Source organism: Vibrio sp. EJY3 (genome assembly GCF_000241385.1).
Classification (GTDB): domain Bacteria; phylum Pseudomonadota; class Gammaproteobacteria; order Enterobacterales; family Vibrionaceae; genus Vibrio; species Vibrio natriegens.
The window spans coordinates 2,470,448-2,486,742 of record NC_016613.1 but is presented as its reverse complement, the minus strand read 5'-3'; the positions used below and the strand labels follow the sequence as shown (position 1 = coordinate 2,486,742).

Here is a 16,295-nt window from a genome sequence, read left to right as displayed (position 1 = left end):
AACGTTTGGCAATTCTTAAATCGTTTAAATAAAAAACAGGCCTGTTCTTGCCGCCTCTTGTAATTACGTAGAGACCAAAGCAAAAAGCAGACCGATATAATTCAATTCTCGTTCTGGATAGACTGGATTTGCCGCAATAAAATGGCGATTTGTGATCTTAATTCGGGCGTAGTTTATTCACACTCAAGGTCAGTATTACGCGTGATCAGGTGACTAAAGGCTTTCATACGATTGCTATCCTTCACGTAGCGAACCGGTGGCGCTAACACTTTAAGCTGATAATCGGAGCTGTCTAAAGTGATGTCGGTGACTGGGGTTATTACAACAACGTTTAAGCGTGGGTTGCGGTTCAGGATCGATGTAGCTGTGCCTAATCCACCCTCGATATGGAACCTCCCAGCCACATGTACCATTTGAGTTCCCGGATGCTTAGTGAGGTAATCGACAATGGACTCGGCCATGGTCTCGTCCCAGGTCATTTGAGCTGCGTATTGTTTTTCTGTTTGCTCTGGCTTGCCGTGATGCATGGAAGCCATAAACTTGTCTTTGTACTGGCTGTCATCGGTATTGATGGTCGCAGCGACAAAACCACGTTGTTTGTTATCAAGTTTATCTAGGTAGTCGACACCATTAAAGCCAATGCAGCGCACAATTTTTCTCGGCGCGTTAGCCGCAATTACCGCAATATTTGCATGTTTTGCAAACTCGACAAGGGGACGATAGTCACTTTCATAGTTTGGCCAGGCGTCACTTTGCTGGATGAAGGTTTGCTCACCAATCAGGCCATCTAAATACTCGTCTAGTACGCTTTGTTTATCGCGACTGAATTGTTCCATTGAAAGGGCAATGGGGCGTTTTCCGCTCGATAATTGTTTCAGAATATCTGTCTGGAAACGGTGGATACCGGCATGAGTGTGCCATTCACCGATCATGATTACGTCGGCTTGCAGTAACTCAGGATTCAGGTCAGTCAGGGACACAGGAGTGCCTGACGGGGTGTGCAACTTGTAATCGTAAAAGCTGATCACGTCGGGGGTATTGGGAGTGGATATCGTTGCTGGGGTTGAGACACAACCAGTCAACACAATGGCAAACGCAAGACCTAAAATAGAAAAGCGCATGAGAAGCCTCCAAAAATGTCTAAGAGATATTTGTGGAGGCGACAGAATTAAAGTGAACGAGAGCCATGTTCACCTGCGTTGTACTTGAGCAGTATTAATGCGCGGATTTACGATAGACACGCAACATAAAATCGGCCTCACATTGGAAAAGTGTAGCGGATTTTAGCTCTTCTCGGAGTTCGTCAGTCGCTTTCCAGGCGAATGGTGTCATTTGCAGCAGGTCAAATGCGTCTCCGTCTTTCAAGTCCATCACATAGTTAAGTTGGTGTTGCTGCTCGAGTTCATAGCCATCGATGGTTTCAGGGGTTTCATCGTGGAGACGAACGTCTTGGTAAATTCGTTCACGAAGCTGGTAAAGATGTCTGCCTGCTGGCGTAACGGTAATCACGACACCATTATCTTTGATTACACGCTTGAGCTCTTCTGCTTTACATGGCGCATAGATTCGCAGGATTGCATCCAAAGATTGATCCGAGAATGGAAGTCTATGGCTTGATGCGACACTAAAATGACAATCTGGGTAGCGTTTGGCTGCATAGCGAATGGCTATTTTCGAGATATCTAAACCAAACGTGGCGGCTTGCTCATCTTGGGCTAGCAATGATTTTTGTACCAGATCGGTGTAGTAGCCTTCACCGCAGCCGATATCTAACAGCTGGTGAGTCGTTCCTTTGGTGTACTCAGTGCAAAGGCGGGCGACTTCCTGGCGCATCGGATCGTAATACTTTCCTTCCAGAAAGCGACGACGCGCTTGCATCATTTCCTTGTTATCGCCGGGATCTTTAGAACGCTTATGATGCGCCGGCATCAGGTTTACGTAGCCTTCTTTTGCCATGTCGAATTGATGGTTATTTTCACACTTAAACGTTTTTACGCTTAATGTAAGAGGTTGGTGACATAGAGGGCATTGATAGTTCATGACGATCTCGAGCTGAAAGTAGGGCGACAAATTCTATCAAAAAGCACGACTTTAAGTGAAACAAAACCGTGAAATAGCCGTGGTTAGCGAGTGCTTTTCTAGATTTATAACGACCAGAAATAAAATTTTAAATGAGAACAGGGAAGAGAAGGGTGAAGTTGAACTGCTAGCAATAAAAAAGCCGGCGTAAACCGGCTGTGATGACGTTATTGTGCGGAAATAACGGTAACCAGTTCGTAGCTTTCACCTGGTTGCAAGGTTTTGCCTTGATCAATACTGGAAGCATGCAGAGCAGATTCGACGCATAGCATGGTTTCGTAACCATTATCAGCCATGTCTCCCATTGACTGAGCTCCTTCTGCCCAAGGGTTCCATAGTACTGCTGAGTTGTGGCCATGGTTTTCTACGCTCAGAGTGCGTCCTAATACAGGGTCTTTGACTAAGATCTGCGCTTCAGGCTGCGTGTATACGCGGTCTATGGTGTCGGTCAGTTGCAGGACTTCACCACCTTGACATACCTCGTTGCCTTTCAAGCTGTCGATGTACTCGCTACCCATGCCTGAAGTTTGGGCCTGTAAAACATCGCCAACGTTAAGGTAAGTATGCAATGCACCAGAGAATGTCCATGCCTTGTCATCGATATTCAGCACTTTCAGTGTCACTGTCAGCTCATCGCCGACTTCTACCAAAAGGCGAGTTTCAAACATATGAGGCCAAATTTGGTGTGTCTCTTCGCTTGGGAACAACGCAAGTTCGACAATCACACCATTTTCATTTTCACGGTGTTCTATCAGTTCCCATTCTGTAGTACGTGCAAAACCATGAGCCGGTGCAGCAATGCGACCAAACCATGGCCAGCACACTGGAATACCACCACGCAAAGCGGCTTTGCCATCGAATACGGCTTTTTCGCTCATCCAAATTAGATCTTCCTGACCTTGTGGTTTGTATGACACCACATGACCACCGTGCAAAGCGATACCAGCGGTTGCTTTATCGTGAATGATACGAACAACTTTGACCTGATTGATTTCTACTACGGTGACATTGTCAGAAAGGACGGTTAGGGCAGGAAGGGTGTTTAAATCCATCTGATTATTTTCCTATCGCTGGGAGAGGTTGCGAGCGCTTGAAGCCCAAATACACCCCTCAAATTCCAGATACAAAAAAGGCGACTATAAAGCCGCCTCTTTTTCAACTCAGTTAAGAGCTAATCACTGTTTCTAATTACTTAGAGATGTGTGCGATTAGGTCTAGAACTTTGTTTGAGTAACCGATTTCGTTGTCGTACCAAGATACAACTTTAACGAATTTGTCAGTTAGAGCGATACCAGCTTTAGCATCGAATACTGAAGTGCAAACTTCACCGATGAAGTCTTGAGATACTACTGCATCTTCAGTGTAACCTAGAACGCCTTTTAGTTCGCCTTCAGAAGCTTCTTTCATTGCTGCACAGATAGCTTCGTAAGATGCGCCGTTTACTAGGTTAACAGTTAGGTCAACTACAGAAACGTTAGCAGTTGGTACGCGGAAAGCCATACCAGTTAGTTTGCCGTTTACTTCTGGAAGTACAACGCCTACAGCTTTAGCAGCACCAGTTGAAGATGGGATGATGTTCTGAGAAGCACCACGACCACCGCGCCAGTCTTTAGCAGAAGGACCGTCAACAGTTTTTTGAGTTGCTGTTGTAGCGTGAACTGTAGTCATAAGACCAGATTCGATACCGAACTTGTCGTTAAGAACTTTAGCGATAGGTGCTAGACAGTTAGTAGTACAAGAAGCGTTAGAAACGATGTCTTGACCAGCGTAAGTGTCGAAGTTTACGCCGTTAACGAACATTGGAGTTGCGTCTTTAGAAGGACCAGTTAGTACAACTTTTTTCGCGCCAGCAGTGATGTGCTTACGTGCTGTCTCGTCAGTTAGGAAAAGACCAGTTGCTTCAGCAACAACGTCAACACCGATTTCGTCCCATTTTAGGTCTTCAGGGTTGCGCTCTGCAGTTACACGTACAGTTTTGCCGTTAACGATTAGGTTACCGCCTTCAACTTCAACAGTACCGTTGAAACGGCCGTGAGTTGAGTCGTACTTAAGCATGTATGCCATGTAATCTACGTCGATAAGGTCGTTGATACCTACAACTTCGATGTCGTTACGCTCTTGCGCTGCACGGAAAACGAAACGGCCGATACGGCCAAAACCGTTAATACCTACTTTGATAGTCATTATAGTTGCTCCACAACTTAATTTCTGATTAAAGATAACTGGTAGTAAAATTACAGAATCCAGTAAACATCTGCAACAGATAATCGGACTTAACTTGTTTAAAGTCAAAAAAAAGCGACGCTTTTTTTAACAATTCTTCGCAAATGTTCGTTTTTTAAACTTTTTACTGCTTTTACTCTAGCTCAGTTGGCGTAATATAACCTGCGAGATGAGTGCTCGTATCAAATTAATTACACATGGTGTCCTGGTGAGAAAGTATGTGCTACAACTGTTACGAGAATCAAGTTTTTTGCTAAAAAAGTCATTGCGAAAAACAGGAAATAAGGATCTAAAATTAGTGGAACAAAGCGGAGGAAAAGTGACGAAGTCCGATGAATATTGGCGTGAGCGTCTATCTGATGAAGAGTTTCGTGTTTGTAGAGAGCAGGGAACTGAGCCACCGTTCAGTGGTAAGTTATTGCATAATAAGGAAACTGGTATATATAGCTGTACCTGCTGTAATGCCCCTCTTTTTGTCTCTGATAACAAGTACGATTCAGGATGTGGATGGCCGAGTTTTGATGCGCCAGTTAATGACCAAGCGATACGCTATTTAGATGATCTGAGTCACGGAATGGTACGTACTGAAATTCGCTGTGCGACATGTGATAGTCATCTGGGGCACGTTTTTGAAGACGGACCACAAACAACAGGCGAGCGTTACTGTGTTAATTCAGTGTCGTTAATTTTCAACAAATCTGAAGATTAGTAACAAAATTGCAGTTAAGAGTGTTTCATCCTTTCAGAACTGTATCGGTCAACATATAAACACTGAAAACTTGAATGAATAAAAAAACTCCCGACTAGCGGGAGTTTTTTTATATATTTTCGGGAATTAAATCGGGGGAATAACTTCCCTCTTCAATATTATTTGCGATCGACTTTGCCAGGTCGTCCAGTTTTTGATATTGGTTTGGATCATTGAAATCGAACATTCTCTGCAGTTGCTTTTCATCTGCTACTGACACACCAAATCTTTTGGCTACCATTGCCCAAAGGTAAGCACGTTTTTTCTCCCCTTGTCCCTGATGAATACTCGCCAATGATTTGAGTATGGCAGGGTTTAGGTTGTCTTCATTTGACAAACTTAACGCATTATTTAACAAGATAAGCGTTTTAGGGGTGTCTCTGTTGACGTAGAAGGTAGCTAAGGCGTACTGCATTTCCGCAGTGTTTAGTGTCGGTGAGCCTTCCATCTGTAAAAATCGGTGCTGAGCCTGTGTGTCTCCGGTCTGTGACCAAAGGAAATATAAGGTCTCTGGCTTTTCCGATACCTTTAACTCGCTAACGATGCGTTCAAGCTCGTCGATGCTGTGCACCAGCGCATTAAAGCGTTGTGCTTTTAGCTCGCTTTGGTCAATCGGAGCGATCTGGGAGGCTAGCTCCAAGCACTTTCTGTATTCAGCGACGACGCTGTATTCTTCTATCTGTTTTTCTTCGCTTGGGTGTTTGAACTGCTCATAACGATGCCAAATTAAGTTGGTACGCGGGATGCGGCATTGTCCATCGTCGATGTTGAGCTTTTCGCAGCGCAGTTCTGGGTTATTTTCACACAGTTGTTCAGTAGATATGTTGCGTTCAAAGCAACCTGTGATGGATAGAGTGGCGAGGCTTGCCAGCAACCAGTATGTTGTTTTCATGGTTTTGCCTGTGATCCGTTACACCAATTCATTTTCGTGTTCTTGACTCCATTTCTTAACCCGCTATGTTCTGAACAGAATGTAATAAGAAGGTACATTATGGACACAGAACAATTATTAAAAGCGATGACACCAGAAGTTTACGATCGCTTGGTATATGCAGTAGAGACGGGAAGATGGCCAGAGGGTACAACACTTTCTAGAGAGCAGCGAGATTCGTGTATGCAAGCTGTGATGTTGTATCAATCAAAACATAATACAGACGCTCAACATATGACCGTTGCTGCCGGTGGTGAAATCAGTTTTAAGTCTAAGCAAGAATTGAAAAAGCAATTCAGTGGTGATGAGAGCGATATCGTTCGAGTAAATCCAAACTTCGATTGATATGTTTAACGCGTAAAAAGCCCAATGTAATCATTGGGCTTTTTAGGTTTTAAGTGCTGAGTATTGAGTTTTACAGGCTCATTTCACCACGTAATACTTGCTGCATTTTGTCTTTTACTTCTTCGTAAGACAGGTTCTGGCTTAGAAGATAATGCAGTTTGGCTAGTGCAGCTTCAGGCGTCATGTCAAATCCACTGATCACTCCAGCATCAGCCAACGCACAGCCTGTAGCGTAACCACCCATGTTAACTTTACCAGCTAAGCACTGCGTTAAGTTCACCACGATAACACCACGTTCAGATGCTTCTTTCAGATGACCAAGCAGTTCTGGGTTTTGTGGTGCATTACCTACGCCAAACGTTAGCAGAATCATCGCGTTAACCGGCTGAAGTAACGTGTTGCGAATCACTTCATGAGAAATGCCAGGGTACATGGTGATCACACCGATCGGCTGAGGTGTAATGTTGTGTACTCTAAATTCGCCTTCAGGCTGAGCACCAACTGTCACGCTATTGCTAATCTGAATATTGATTCCCGCTTCCAGCAAAGGAGCAAGGTTTGGCGAAGTGAAGGCATTGAAGCCGTCAGCATGTGATTTCGTGCTGCGGTTACCACGCATTAACTGATTGTTGAAGAACAGCGTTACCTCGTTGATAGGGAAGTTAGCCGCGATATGCAGTGCGTTCAGCAGGTTTGCCTGACCATCAGAGCGAAGCTCTGCCAATGGGATTTGAGAACCAGTCACAATAACTGGCTTGCCAAGGTTTTCCAGCATGAAAGACAGAGCCGACGCAGTGTAAGCCATCGTGTCTGTACCATGCAGAATAACGAAACCATCGTACTTATCGTAGTTATCACGAATATCATCAGCAATTTGTTGCCAATCGGCAGGAGTCATGTCTGATGAATCGATCAGCGGATCGTATTCATGGATGGTGTAATCCGGCATCTCTGGACGATGAAATTCTGGCATTGCTGCTAATTGCTTCTCCATAAAGCCAGCGATAGGCACATAACCGTGATCTGACTTTTGCATACCGATGGTGCCACCGGTATAAGCGATATAGATGTGTTTTCTAGTCATCGTTCTATTTACTTTCATGTAGGGGAGCTGTGCGCGGATTATAACGAATTGATGGGTAATAAAAAGGGGCATATCACTAAGATATGCCCCTTTTTTGACTAGTTAAGCACGGCTATTGAACTTGGCAATTCAAACAGAAGGCGTATTGACCTCTTGGGTCATTAAAGCTCTGTAGCACGCTCGCATCCTGTTTAAGCTGCTGAGCTACAGGTTGCAAGCTCTGCGGCAACATGCTTGTGACATCAATACCAAGGGAAACTTTGACGTTATTCATGAATTCGTCGAGGAATATCTCCGCTGGTGAAAGGGGTTCTTCAACCCAGTACAGGTTGTAGTCCGTGATGTTAGCCAGTTTCGCTGCTAAATCGACCGCATCGTCAAAGTCACCCATTTGGTCTACCAAGCCATATGACATGGCATCCTGACCTGTCCATACGCGACCCTGTGCTACGTTATCTACTTCTTCAACAGGGATCCCACGGTTATCGCCGACCAAAGAAATAAAGCGCTGGTAGCCGTGTTCAATTGACATTTGGATAGCTTGCGATGCGCCTTCTGACAGACCGGTTGACAGTCCGTCACCGGAGAATGGCGACGTACCAACGCCGTCAGTATGGATACCAAGCTTATTGAAACCTTTTTCAAAGGTAGTAATCACACTGAAAATGCCGATAGAACCCGTTAGTGTGGTTGGCTGAGCAACAATTTTATCTGCACTCATTGAAATCCAGTAACCGCCTGAAGCCGCTAAGCTTGACATGGACACCACCACAGGTTTACCTGCTTGCTTTAACGCGGAGACTTCGTTACGAATCACTTCCGATGCAAAGGCGCTGCCACCCGGGCTATTCACACGAAGAACAACCGCTTTAACGTTTTTATCGTTACGTGCCTGACGAAGAAGGCTCGCCACCGTGTCACCGCCTACAGTGCCTCTCGGTTGCTGACCATCCATTATTGCGCCACTCGCAACAACCACTGCAATATCATCTTCAGATGAACTGTAGTCAGGGTGCATCGTTGCTTGGTAGTCGTAATAGCTGATCGCGTTGTAGCTGTCTTTACCGTCGCTACCAAACTCTTTGGCAAACAGGGTACGAATGTCTTGGCGAGTAGCCAGTTCATCCACCAGACCCAGTTTCAGCGACAGTTTTGCAATATCGCCATTCACAGAGCGCATTTCCGCTAACAATTCGTCCATGGTTGGATTAAGAACTTTGGCATCAATGTTTCGATTGGTTGCCACATCATCGACAAATGCACTCCATAGCTGAGTGATCCAACGTGTCGCTGACTCTTCTGCAGCATCGGACATGTCGTCTCGCGTAAATGGTTCTATCGCCGACTTATAAGTACCGACACGGAACACATGCGTCGAAACATCTAATTTTTCTAACAGCGATTTATAGTACATCGAGTAAGCGCTGTAGCCTTTAATCAGGACTCCGCCGTCTGGCCCCAGGTACACTTTATCGGCGTAGCTTGCGAGGTAATATTGACTTTGATTGTAGAAATCGCTGACCGCGTAAATCGGCTTACCAGATGTTTTGAACTCGTTCAGCGCTTTCGCGATATAGCGTAACTTGGTTAAGTTTGTTTCTGGCATCTCACGCAGAGATAAAACCAAACCGGTAATTTTAGGGTCATCTTTGGCGTAGCGGATGGTATCAACGATATCAAACAATACGTTTTCTTTTGGTATCTCTTTGCCAAGTAGTGAACCTGTAAAGGAGTCCATCGGGTTGGTGTAGCGTCTTTGTTCGACGATGGGACCAGATAAATTCATCACCAGTGCAGACTCTTTCTCTATCACTGGTCGACCTTCTCCGGTGTAGGTAAACGCAAAGTAAAAAACGGCAAGCATCAGAAGGAACAGCAGATTTGCCAAAGCAAGCCTGACAAAGGTGATGCCTTTCCATATTCCTTTAAATATCAGACCAATAAATTTGAAGAGTTTTTTCATCATGTCTCCATCACGAGATAATCAATTCGTAATTTTACAAATTATGGGTTCTTATCTCTAAGATCTCAAAAGATAACGTGTTTTTAGCTTATCACGCTCCTTCAACAATTGGCATATTTTAACGCTAGATTGATCGGTGTTACAAAAATGTAAACGCCTGTTTGATTTTTTGGTTCGCAGAACGTAATGTCACTTCACAAGATAATAAAAATGGATGTTTAGTAATGTCTGCACTGTACCCAAACCTATTAAAACCACTGGATCTCGGTTTCACTCAATTACGTAACAGAGTGCTGATGGGATCAATGCATACCGGCTTAGAAGAAGACAAGGAAGGCTTGCAAAAGCTGGCTGCGTTTTATGAAGAACGCGCGAAAGGTGGCGTTGGTCTGATTGTAACAGGAGGTTTCTCTCCAAACCTTCGTGGTCGACTTCACCCTCTGAGCGCAGAGTTCAGCAAGCCTAAACATGCAGAGGCGCATAAAGTTGTCACTGAAGCCGTTCACAAACACGGCAGTAAAATTGCACTGCAAATTCTGCATGCAGGGCGTTATGCCATGCACCCTTTAGCGCAAAGTGCGTCGGGTATTAAAGCGCCGATTTCTAAGTTTGCTCCAAGTGAAATGAGCGAGCGTCAAATCAAGAGCACGATCGAAGATTTTGCGAAAAGTGCCGAGCTGGCTCAGATCGCTGGCTATGACGGTGTAGAGCTGATGGGCTCTGAAGGTTATTTGATTAACCAGTTCCTGTGTAAACGCACCAACATGCGTTACGACGATTGGGGCGGCAGCTATAAAAAACGTATGCGTTTCCCTCTGGAGATCGTTAAAGCGGTACGTGAAGCGGTGGGTGATAAGTTCATCATCATTTTCCGTCTTTCTATGCTGGATCTCGTCGAACAAGGCAGCACGTTTGAAGATGTCATTGAGCTGGCAAAAGCACTTGAAGAATCGGGTGTTACCATCATCAACACCGGTATTGGCTGGCACGAAGCGCGCGTTCCGACTATCGCGACACAAGTTCCGCGTGGCGCGTTTACTTGGGTAACCGAGAAAGTGAAGCCGCACGTTTCTGTACCGATCATCACCTGTAACCGTATTAATACCCCAGAAGAAGCAGAGCGTATTCTTTCTTCTGGCCATGCGGATATGGTCTCTATGGCTCCCCCATTCTTGGCAGACCCGTATTTTGTGGCGAAAGCCGAGCAGGAGAAGGCGCAGTTCATCAATACCTGTATTGGCTGTAACCAAGCCTGTCTGGACAACGTCTTTAAGGGTAAGCGTGCGAGCTGTTTGGTTAACCCATTAGCGTGTTATGAAACCGAAATCGTTGTTGAGCCAGCACTGAAGAAAAAGAACATCGCCGTAGTAGGTGCGGGTCCTGCAGGTCTTGCATGTGCGACAACATTGGCAGAGCGTGGCCACAAAGTTGATTTGTTCGAGAAGAATGATCGTATTGGTGGACAATTCCGCCTGGCGATGCAGATCCCGGGTAAAGAAGAATTCCGTGAAACCATTCGCTACTTTGCCAACCGCCTTGATGAGACAGGGGTCAACTTGCACCTTTCAACTGAAGCGAACTTCGATTTACTCACTGAGTACGATGAAATCGTGATGGCATCTGGCGTAGAGCCTCGCAAAGTGAAGATTGAAGGTATTGATAACCCAGAGAAAGTTGTGGATTACCAGACCTTGATTCGTGAAAAAACACCGGTTGGTGAGAAAGTTGCAATCGTTGGTGCGGGTGGTATCGGTGTTGATATTGCAACCATGATTACTGAGCCTGTCGATCATACGTTGGATGACTGGCTACACGAGTGGGGCATTGATAAAGAGATTTCTCAGCCGGGTGGTTTGTATCCTTTCCCTGATTCAGTCAGTGACAAAGAGGTGTGGGTATTACAACGTCGCCAAGGGCAAGTCGGTAAAGGTCCGGGCAAAACAACGGGCTGGATCCATAAACGTACTCTGGAAAAACGTGGAGTTCATCTTCTGGGTGGCGTTTCTTACGAAAAAATTGATGATCGTGGATTACACATTCAGGTTGATGGTAAATCACAAGTGCTGAATGCAGATAAAGTCGTTATCTGTGCGGGTCAGGAATCGGTTCGACCGTTTGAAGATAAATGGTCTCAGCTAGGTGATAAGCTGCACATTATCGGTGGTGCTGACCACGCTGGTGAGCTGGATGCCGTAAGAGCAATCCGTCAGGGTGTGAAGCTCGCCGTGAAGCTATAAAAAGCATTCACAAATACTTATGAAAAGCTGCGCATTTTGCGCGGCTTTTTTCGTTTCTAGCCGACTGGAATAGGCATTTTGTGGGTTAGGTATAATCCCCAAAAAACAGGTTGTTATTCAGTGGGCTAGATTGTGCTAAAGTGACCAGCAGATAAAATACAAGTTAGATTTAATAAGGACCAGTTCATGGAAGCTCTCGATCTCTTGCTTAACCGCCGTTCTGTCGGCAAGTTATCCGCGCCAGCACCAGAAGGTAAAGTGTTGGAAAATATCATACGTGCGGGCCTGCGCGCGCCCGACCATGCTGGTTTAACGCCTTGGCGCTTTGTGATTTCACAGGGTAAAGGTCTAAACAAACTGTCTGATATTTTGGTTAAAGCTGCATTGGCGGATAACAGCGAGGAATCGGTGGTTGAAAAGCTGAAAAATGCTCCATTCCGAGCACCAATGGTTATCACCGTTATTGCAAAAGTGACGCCGCATGAAAAAGTGCCTGCATTGGAACAGTACCTGTCGGCAGGCTGTGCCGTTCAAGCAATGCAAATGGCCGCCGTTGCGCAGGGCTTTCAGGGCTTCTGGCGCTCAGGACCATGGATGTTCCACCCTGAAGTGCATAAAGCGTTTGGCCTGGAAGGGGAAGATGAAATCGTTGGTTTCCTTTACTTGGGCACCCCAGATGGCACACCAATGAAAGTGCCAGAGCGTGACTTGACGAAGTTTGTTGAGTTTCAATAAACGCTAACCACATTCTTACTGTCTATCTATACAGTTTTTCTTGATTTATTAGGGCTACATTCGATAATGTGGCCCTAATTATTATTACTTTCCCAAGCTTATGTCTCGTCTGTTTATTGCTGAAAAACCAAGTTTAGGCCGCGCGATCGCTGCCGCACTACCTAACCCTCAAAAGAAAGACCAAGGCTTTATTCGCTGTGGTAATGGAGATGTAGTGACCTGGTGTATTGGACACTTGCTGGAACAAGTGGAGCCAGATGCTTATGACGAACGCTACAAAAAATGGAACATGGCGGATTTGCCGATTGTGCCGGAGCAGTGGCAGCTAAGGCCAAGAAAAACTTCGAGTAAGCAATTGACTGTGATTCGTAAATTGTTAAAAGAAGCGACGGAAGTCATTCATGCAGGAGACCCAGACCGAGAAGGCCAACTCTTGGTGGATGAAGTGCTCGATTACTGCAAACTGTCTAAAACTAAGAAGCAAGCAACTCAACGTTTGCTGATTTCAGATTTGAACTTACCAGCAGTAAAACGAGCTTTGAGTTCAATGCGCAGCAACCGTGACTTTATCCCGCTTTCTGTTTCTGCGCTCGCTCGCTCCAGAGCGGATTGGCTCTATGGCATGAATATGTCTCGCGCCTACACCTTGCTAGGGCAGAAAGCCGGCTATCAAGGTGTATTATCGGTCGGGCGAGTGCAAACGCCAGTGCTTGGGTTGGTGGTACGTCGCGATGAAGAAATCGAAAACTTTATCCCTAAAGATTATTTCACCCTACATGCGTTAATCCCATATCAAGATCAAAACGGCGCATTTGATATTCGTGCGAGGTGGAAACCAAGCGAAGCGTGTAAACCTTGGCAAGATGAGGAAGGGCGAGTTCTCAACCGAAAGCTGGTGGAGAATGTTGCTGCTCGTATCAAGAACCAACCCGCCACGGTGAAAGAGTCCGAGCAAAAACAAACCAAGCAATCTGCCCCTTTACCTTATTCTTTGTCTGCATTGCAGATTGATGCGGCAAAACGTTATGGCATGAGTGCCCAGCAAGTCTTGGATACCTGTCAGGCATTGTATGAAAAGCATAAGCTGATCACTTACCCACGTTCGGATTGCCGTTACCTGCCGATGGAGCACTATGCACAAGTGGGTTCAGTCACTTCTGCAATTGCCAACAATGCCAAAGAGCTACAAAGCGCGGTTCAGGGCGCGGATTTGTCGATTAAATCGAAAGCATGGAACGACAAAAAAGTGGATGCTCACCACGCGATCATTCCTACGCCTAAGCAAGCTAATGTGAATGCGTTATCCGGCAATGAGATGAAGGTGTATCAACTCATTGCCCGACAGTACCTAATGCAGTTTTATCCTGCGGCCATTTACGCTGAAGCGAAGCTGGTATTTGATATTGCTGGAGGTACTTTTATTGCTAAAGGTCGTCAGCTTGTTTCTCCGGGCTGGAAAGCCTTAATGGGCAAAACCGATAAAGAAGACGACGGGATTGATGCGGTGCCACCTTTAGCAGAAGGCACGGTGCTCACTTGCCGGGAAGGGGAAATAAAAGATCGCAAGACCGAGCCACCAAAACACTTCACCGAAGCGACCCTGTTGCAGGCGATGACGGGTATAGCACGCTATGTTGCAGATAAAGAGTTGAAGAAAATCCTACGTGATACGGATGGCCTTGGAACCGAGGCAACACGTGCTGGCATTCTCGACACACTCTTCAAGCGTCAGCTTTTGACTCGGCAGGGTAAATCGATTTTAAGCTCACCAGCTGGCCGAGGGTTGGTTCATGCGCTGCCGCAAGATGCGACTTATCCGGATATGACGGCGCACTGGGAATTCCAATTGCAAGGAATGGCTGAGAAAAATCAAGCCTATCAGCCGTTTATGCAAGCGTTGGAGCAAAGGATAGATAGCCTGATGGGGGAGGTTAAGTCAGGGCCGATTCCTGAGTCTTTACGTCACTTACCTAAAGTCGAGCGCCCGGCCTTTAAGCGTAAGAAACGCAGCTATTCGAAGGGCAGTGCCTCTAAGTCTGGCGCACCAAAACGTAAGTCATCTTAAAAACAAAGCGGCACTGAAACCTGCCGCTTTAGTCTTAAACTTTACTACTCAAACAAGCCGCCATTCTTGTCAAGTGAGCCTTTGACATCATCTTGAGTCAGAACACGCCTACCAAGGTAGCTCGGTACCATCGTAATTAATAAATTGTCCGGAATTCTTTTGTGTGCTTTGTTCAATCACGTTAGCAAGCCCTGCGGCCGAGAATTCTGCTTCAATTAATGCATTCGGCCCGCCCATGTCTGTGCGAACCCATCCGGGATGAAGGGCTAGAACGGTGAACCCTTGGTCGGATAAGTCGTTGCTTAAACTTTTTACGACGGAGTTAAGTGCAGCTTTGGAAGAGCGGTAGATGTAACCACCACCTGAGGTATTCTTCGTCATGCTGCCGACTTTAGAAGAGATGCAGGCGATTTTCTTCATTTGGCCCTGTTGCAGCAATGGGTAGAATGTTTCGACTAATTTGAGTGGTGCAATGGTGTTGATTTCAAGAACTTTACGCCACTTATCCACATCGGTATTTCCAAACCCATAACCTTTAGGACCGTAGTAACCCGCGTTGTTTATTAATAGGTCGATAGCAGGCAGGTTCTTCGCGAGTTGCTCTACCTGCTTGTAGTTGGTGACATCTAGTTCATGAAGCGTTAAAGAGAAGTGCTGGTCGCTTAAACTGACTAATTCGTCGCTGTTCGCTAAGTTCCGAGTAGTCGCATGTACTTGCCAGCCATTGTCGAGATAGAGCTTAGTTAAACTCAGGCCGATACCGCGATTTGCACCAGTAATAAAAACGGTAGAACTCATCTGATTCCCTTATCCCTATTTGTTATCGAGTTATTGTTTTAGCTCTTCAAACCTTAGCAGTGAAATGGCATTTTATTCAATGGTTGAACTTGGTACTATTTCGCCACTATTGTTAAAAAGAACCTTCCATGCTGCCACTTATTTATCACCCGATATATTCAAAACTTGCTTTGCCTGAAGGGCATCGTTATCCGATCATGAAGTATCAATATCTTTATGAAGCAGTGCAAGAAAAGCTAGAGAACGAAAACAGCCAATCGCGGGTTCAGTTTTTCGAGCCTACGGCGCTTTCTGTAGCAGATATTAAGCGAGTGCATGAGGCCGAATATGTTGATTTATTGGTTAGCGGTTCGATGCCAGCGGCTAAAATGCGCCGTATCGGGTTTCCCTGGAGTGAGGCTCTGATCACCAGAACACTCACTTCTGCGGCTGGCACGGTTTTGACGGCGGAGAAAGCGTTGGAACACGGTGTGGCTTTGCATTTGAGTGGTGGATATCATCATGCTCACAGAGACTTCGGCAGTGGTTTCTGTCTGTTTAACGATCTTGTGATAGCCGCAAAGCATATGTTGGATCACGACGATGTCGATAAAGTCTTAGTCATTGATAGTGACGTACACCACGGTGATGGTACGGCAACCTTGTGTCAGGAAGAGCCGGATATTGTCACGCTCTCTTTCCACTGTGATAAAAACTTCCCGGCAAGAAAGCCTGAGTCTGATCTCGATGTCCCTTTGGTGAGGGGCACCGACGACGAAACGTTTTTGATGACGTTTAAAGAAGTGGTGCAAATGGCGCTGAACCTGCATCGCCCTGATATGGTGATTTATGATGCTGGCGTTGATATACACACTGACGACGAGCTTGGGTATTTTGATGTGTCTACGCAAGGCATACTTGAGCGTGATCGCTTTTTGATGCAGTTAATGAAAGAGCGCGGTATTCCAGTTGCGGCGGTTGTCGGTGGTGGTTACCGAAGTAATCATGAAGATCTTGTCCCGATTCATATGAATTTGATTCAGGCTAGTTTGGAAGTTTTTGGCTAAAAAGCACCACAAAAGAAAAAACCGAGCTTTAGAAGCTCGGT

General features: G+C 45.7%; 14 protein-coding genes. 6 read left to right on the top strand and 8 right to left on the bottom strand.

Features of this window, described 5'->3' with window-relative positions; translation table 11 throughout:
• Positions 1-173 precede the first annotated feature (173 nt).
• From VEJY3_RS11215 to gap, 4 genes are all read right to left on the bottom strand, one after another.
• A complete protein-coding gene (locus VEJY3_RS11215; protein ID WP_014232587.1) occupies positions 174-1,121 on the bottom strand; it encodes a ChaN family lipoprotein in 948 nt (315 codons plus the stop codon).
• Positions 1,122-1,215: 94 nt separating this feature from the next.
• Positions 1,216-2,040, bottom strand: a complete 825-nt coding sequence (rlmA, locus tag VEJY3_RS11210) for a 23S rRNA (guanine(745)-N(1))-methyltransferase (RefSeq protein ID WP_014232586.1) — start codon at positions 2,038-2,040, stop codon at positions 1,216-1,218.
• A 206-nt stretch (positions 2,041-2,246) separates the two neighbouring features.
• Positions 2,247-3,131 (bottom strand): D-hexose-6-phosphate mutarotase, encoded by an 885-nt coding sequence (locus tag VEJY3_RS11205; RefSeq protein WP_014232585.1) that lies wholly within the window; start codon positions 3,129-3,131, stop codon positions 2,247-2,249.
• A 136-nt stretch (positions 3,132-3,267) separates the two neighbouring features.
• Positions 3,268-4,263 carry a type I glyceraldehyde-3-phosphate dehydrogenase gene (gene gap, locus VEJY3_RS11200; protein ID WP_014232584.1) on the bottom strand — a complete coding sequence of 332 codons (996 nt, stop codon included), beginning with the start codon at positions 4,261-4,263 and terminating at the stop codon, positions 3,268-3,270.
• Between the two features lie 337 nt (positions 4,264-4,600).
• Between gap and msrB the strand changes: the two genes are divergently transcribed.
• Positions 4,601-5,011: a peptide-methionine (R)-S-oxide reductase MsrB gene (gene msrB, locus VEJY3_RS11195; RefSeq protein ID WP_041170255.1), complete on the top strand. Its 411-nt coding sequence runs from the start codon at positions 4,601-4,603 to the stop codon at positions 5,009-5,011.
• A gap of 109 nt (positions 5,012-5,120) precedes the next feature.
• On the opposite strand, the gene VEJY3_RS11190 is transcribed toward msrB, so the two are convergent.
• Entirely contained in the window at positions 5,121-5,942 is an 822-nt protein-coding gene (locus tag VEJY3_RS11190; protein WP_014232582.1) for a DUF2989 domain-containing protein, read from the bottom strand.
• Positions 5,943-6,041: 99 nt separating this feature from the next.
• On the opposite strand from VEJY3_RS11190, the gene VEJY3_RS11185 reads away from it, so the two are divergent.
• Positions 6,042-6,326: a YeaC family protein gene (locus tag VEJY3_RS11185; RefSeq protein WP_014232581.1), complete on the top strand. Its 285-nt coding sequence runs from the start codon at positions 6,042-6,044 to the stop codon at positions 6,324-6,326.
• Positions 6,327-6,396: 70 nt separating this feature from the next.
• Here VEJY3_RS11185 and ansA read toward each other — a convergent pair whose 3' ends face one another.
• Complete coding sequence (gene ansA, locus VEJY3_RS11180) at positions 6,397-7,410, bottom strand: asparaginase (protein WP_014232580.1); 1,014 nt, start codon at positions 7,408-7,410, stop codon at positions 6,397-6,399.
• A gap of 112 nt (positions 7,411-7,522) precedes the next feature.
• The gene (sppA, locus tag VEJY3_RS11175) at positions 7,523-9,373 is read right to left on the bottom strand and encodes a signal peptide peptidase SppA (RefSeq protein ID WP_014232579.1); all 1,851 of its coding nucleotides are present in this window, start codon (positions 9,371-9,373) and stop codon (positions 7,523-7,525) included.
• Positions 9,374-9,597: 224 nt separating this feature from the next.
• On the opposite strand from sppA, the gene VEJY3_RS11170 reads away from it, so the two are divergent.
• From VEJY3_RS11170 to VEJY3_RS11160, 3 genes are all read left to right on the top strand, one after another.
• Positions 9,598-11,610, top strand: a complete 2,013-nt coding sequence (locus VEJY3_RS11170) for an NADPH-dependent 2,4-dienoyl-CoA reductase (RefSeq protein WP_014232578.1) — start codon at positions 9,598-9,600, stop codon at positions 11,608-11,610.
• A gap of 186 nt (positions 11,611-11,796) precedes the next feature.
• Positions 11,797-12,345, top strand: coding sequence for an NAD(P)H nitroreductase (locus VEJY3_RS11165; RefSeq protein ID WP_014232577.1), 549 nt, complete (start codon positions 11,797-11,799; stop codon positions 12,343-12,345).
• Positions 12,346-12,445: 100 nt separating this feature from the next.
• Complete coding sequence (locus VEJY3_RS11160) at positions 12,446-14,410, top strand: DNA topoisomerase III (protein ID WP_014232576.1); 1,965 nt, start codon at positions 12,446-12,448, stop codon at positions 14,408-14,410.
• Positions 14,411-14,518: 108 nt separating this feature from the next.
• Here VEJY3_RS11160 and VEJY3_RS11155 read toward each other — a convergent pair whose 3' ends face one another.
• The gene (locus VEJY3_RS11155) at positions 14,519-15,208 is read right to left on the bottom strand and encodes an SDR family oxidoreductase (RefSeq protein WP_014232575.1); all 690 of its coding nucleotides are present in this window, start codon (positions 15,206-15,208) and stop codon (positions 14,519-14,521) included.
• A gap of 128 nt (positions 15,209-15,336) precedes the next feature.
• Here VEJY3_RS11155 and VEJY3_RS11150 point away from each other — a divergent pair, with 128 nt between their 5' ends.
• Positions 15,337-16,254, top strand: a complete 918-nt coding sequence (locus VEJY3_RS11150; RefSeq protein ID WP_014232574.1) for a histone deacetylase — start codon at positions 15,337-15,339, stop codon at positions 16,252-16,254.
• The last annotated feature ends 41 nt before the right edge of the window (positions 16,255-16,295 follow it).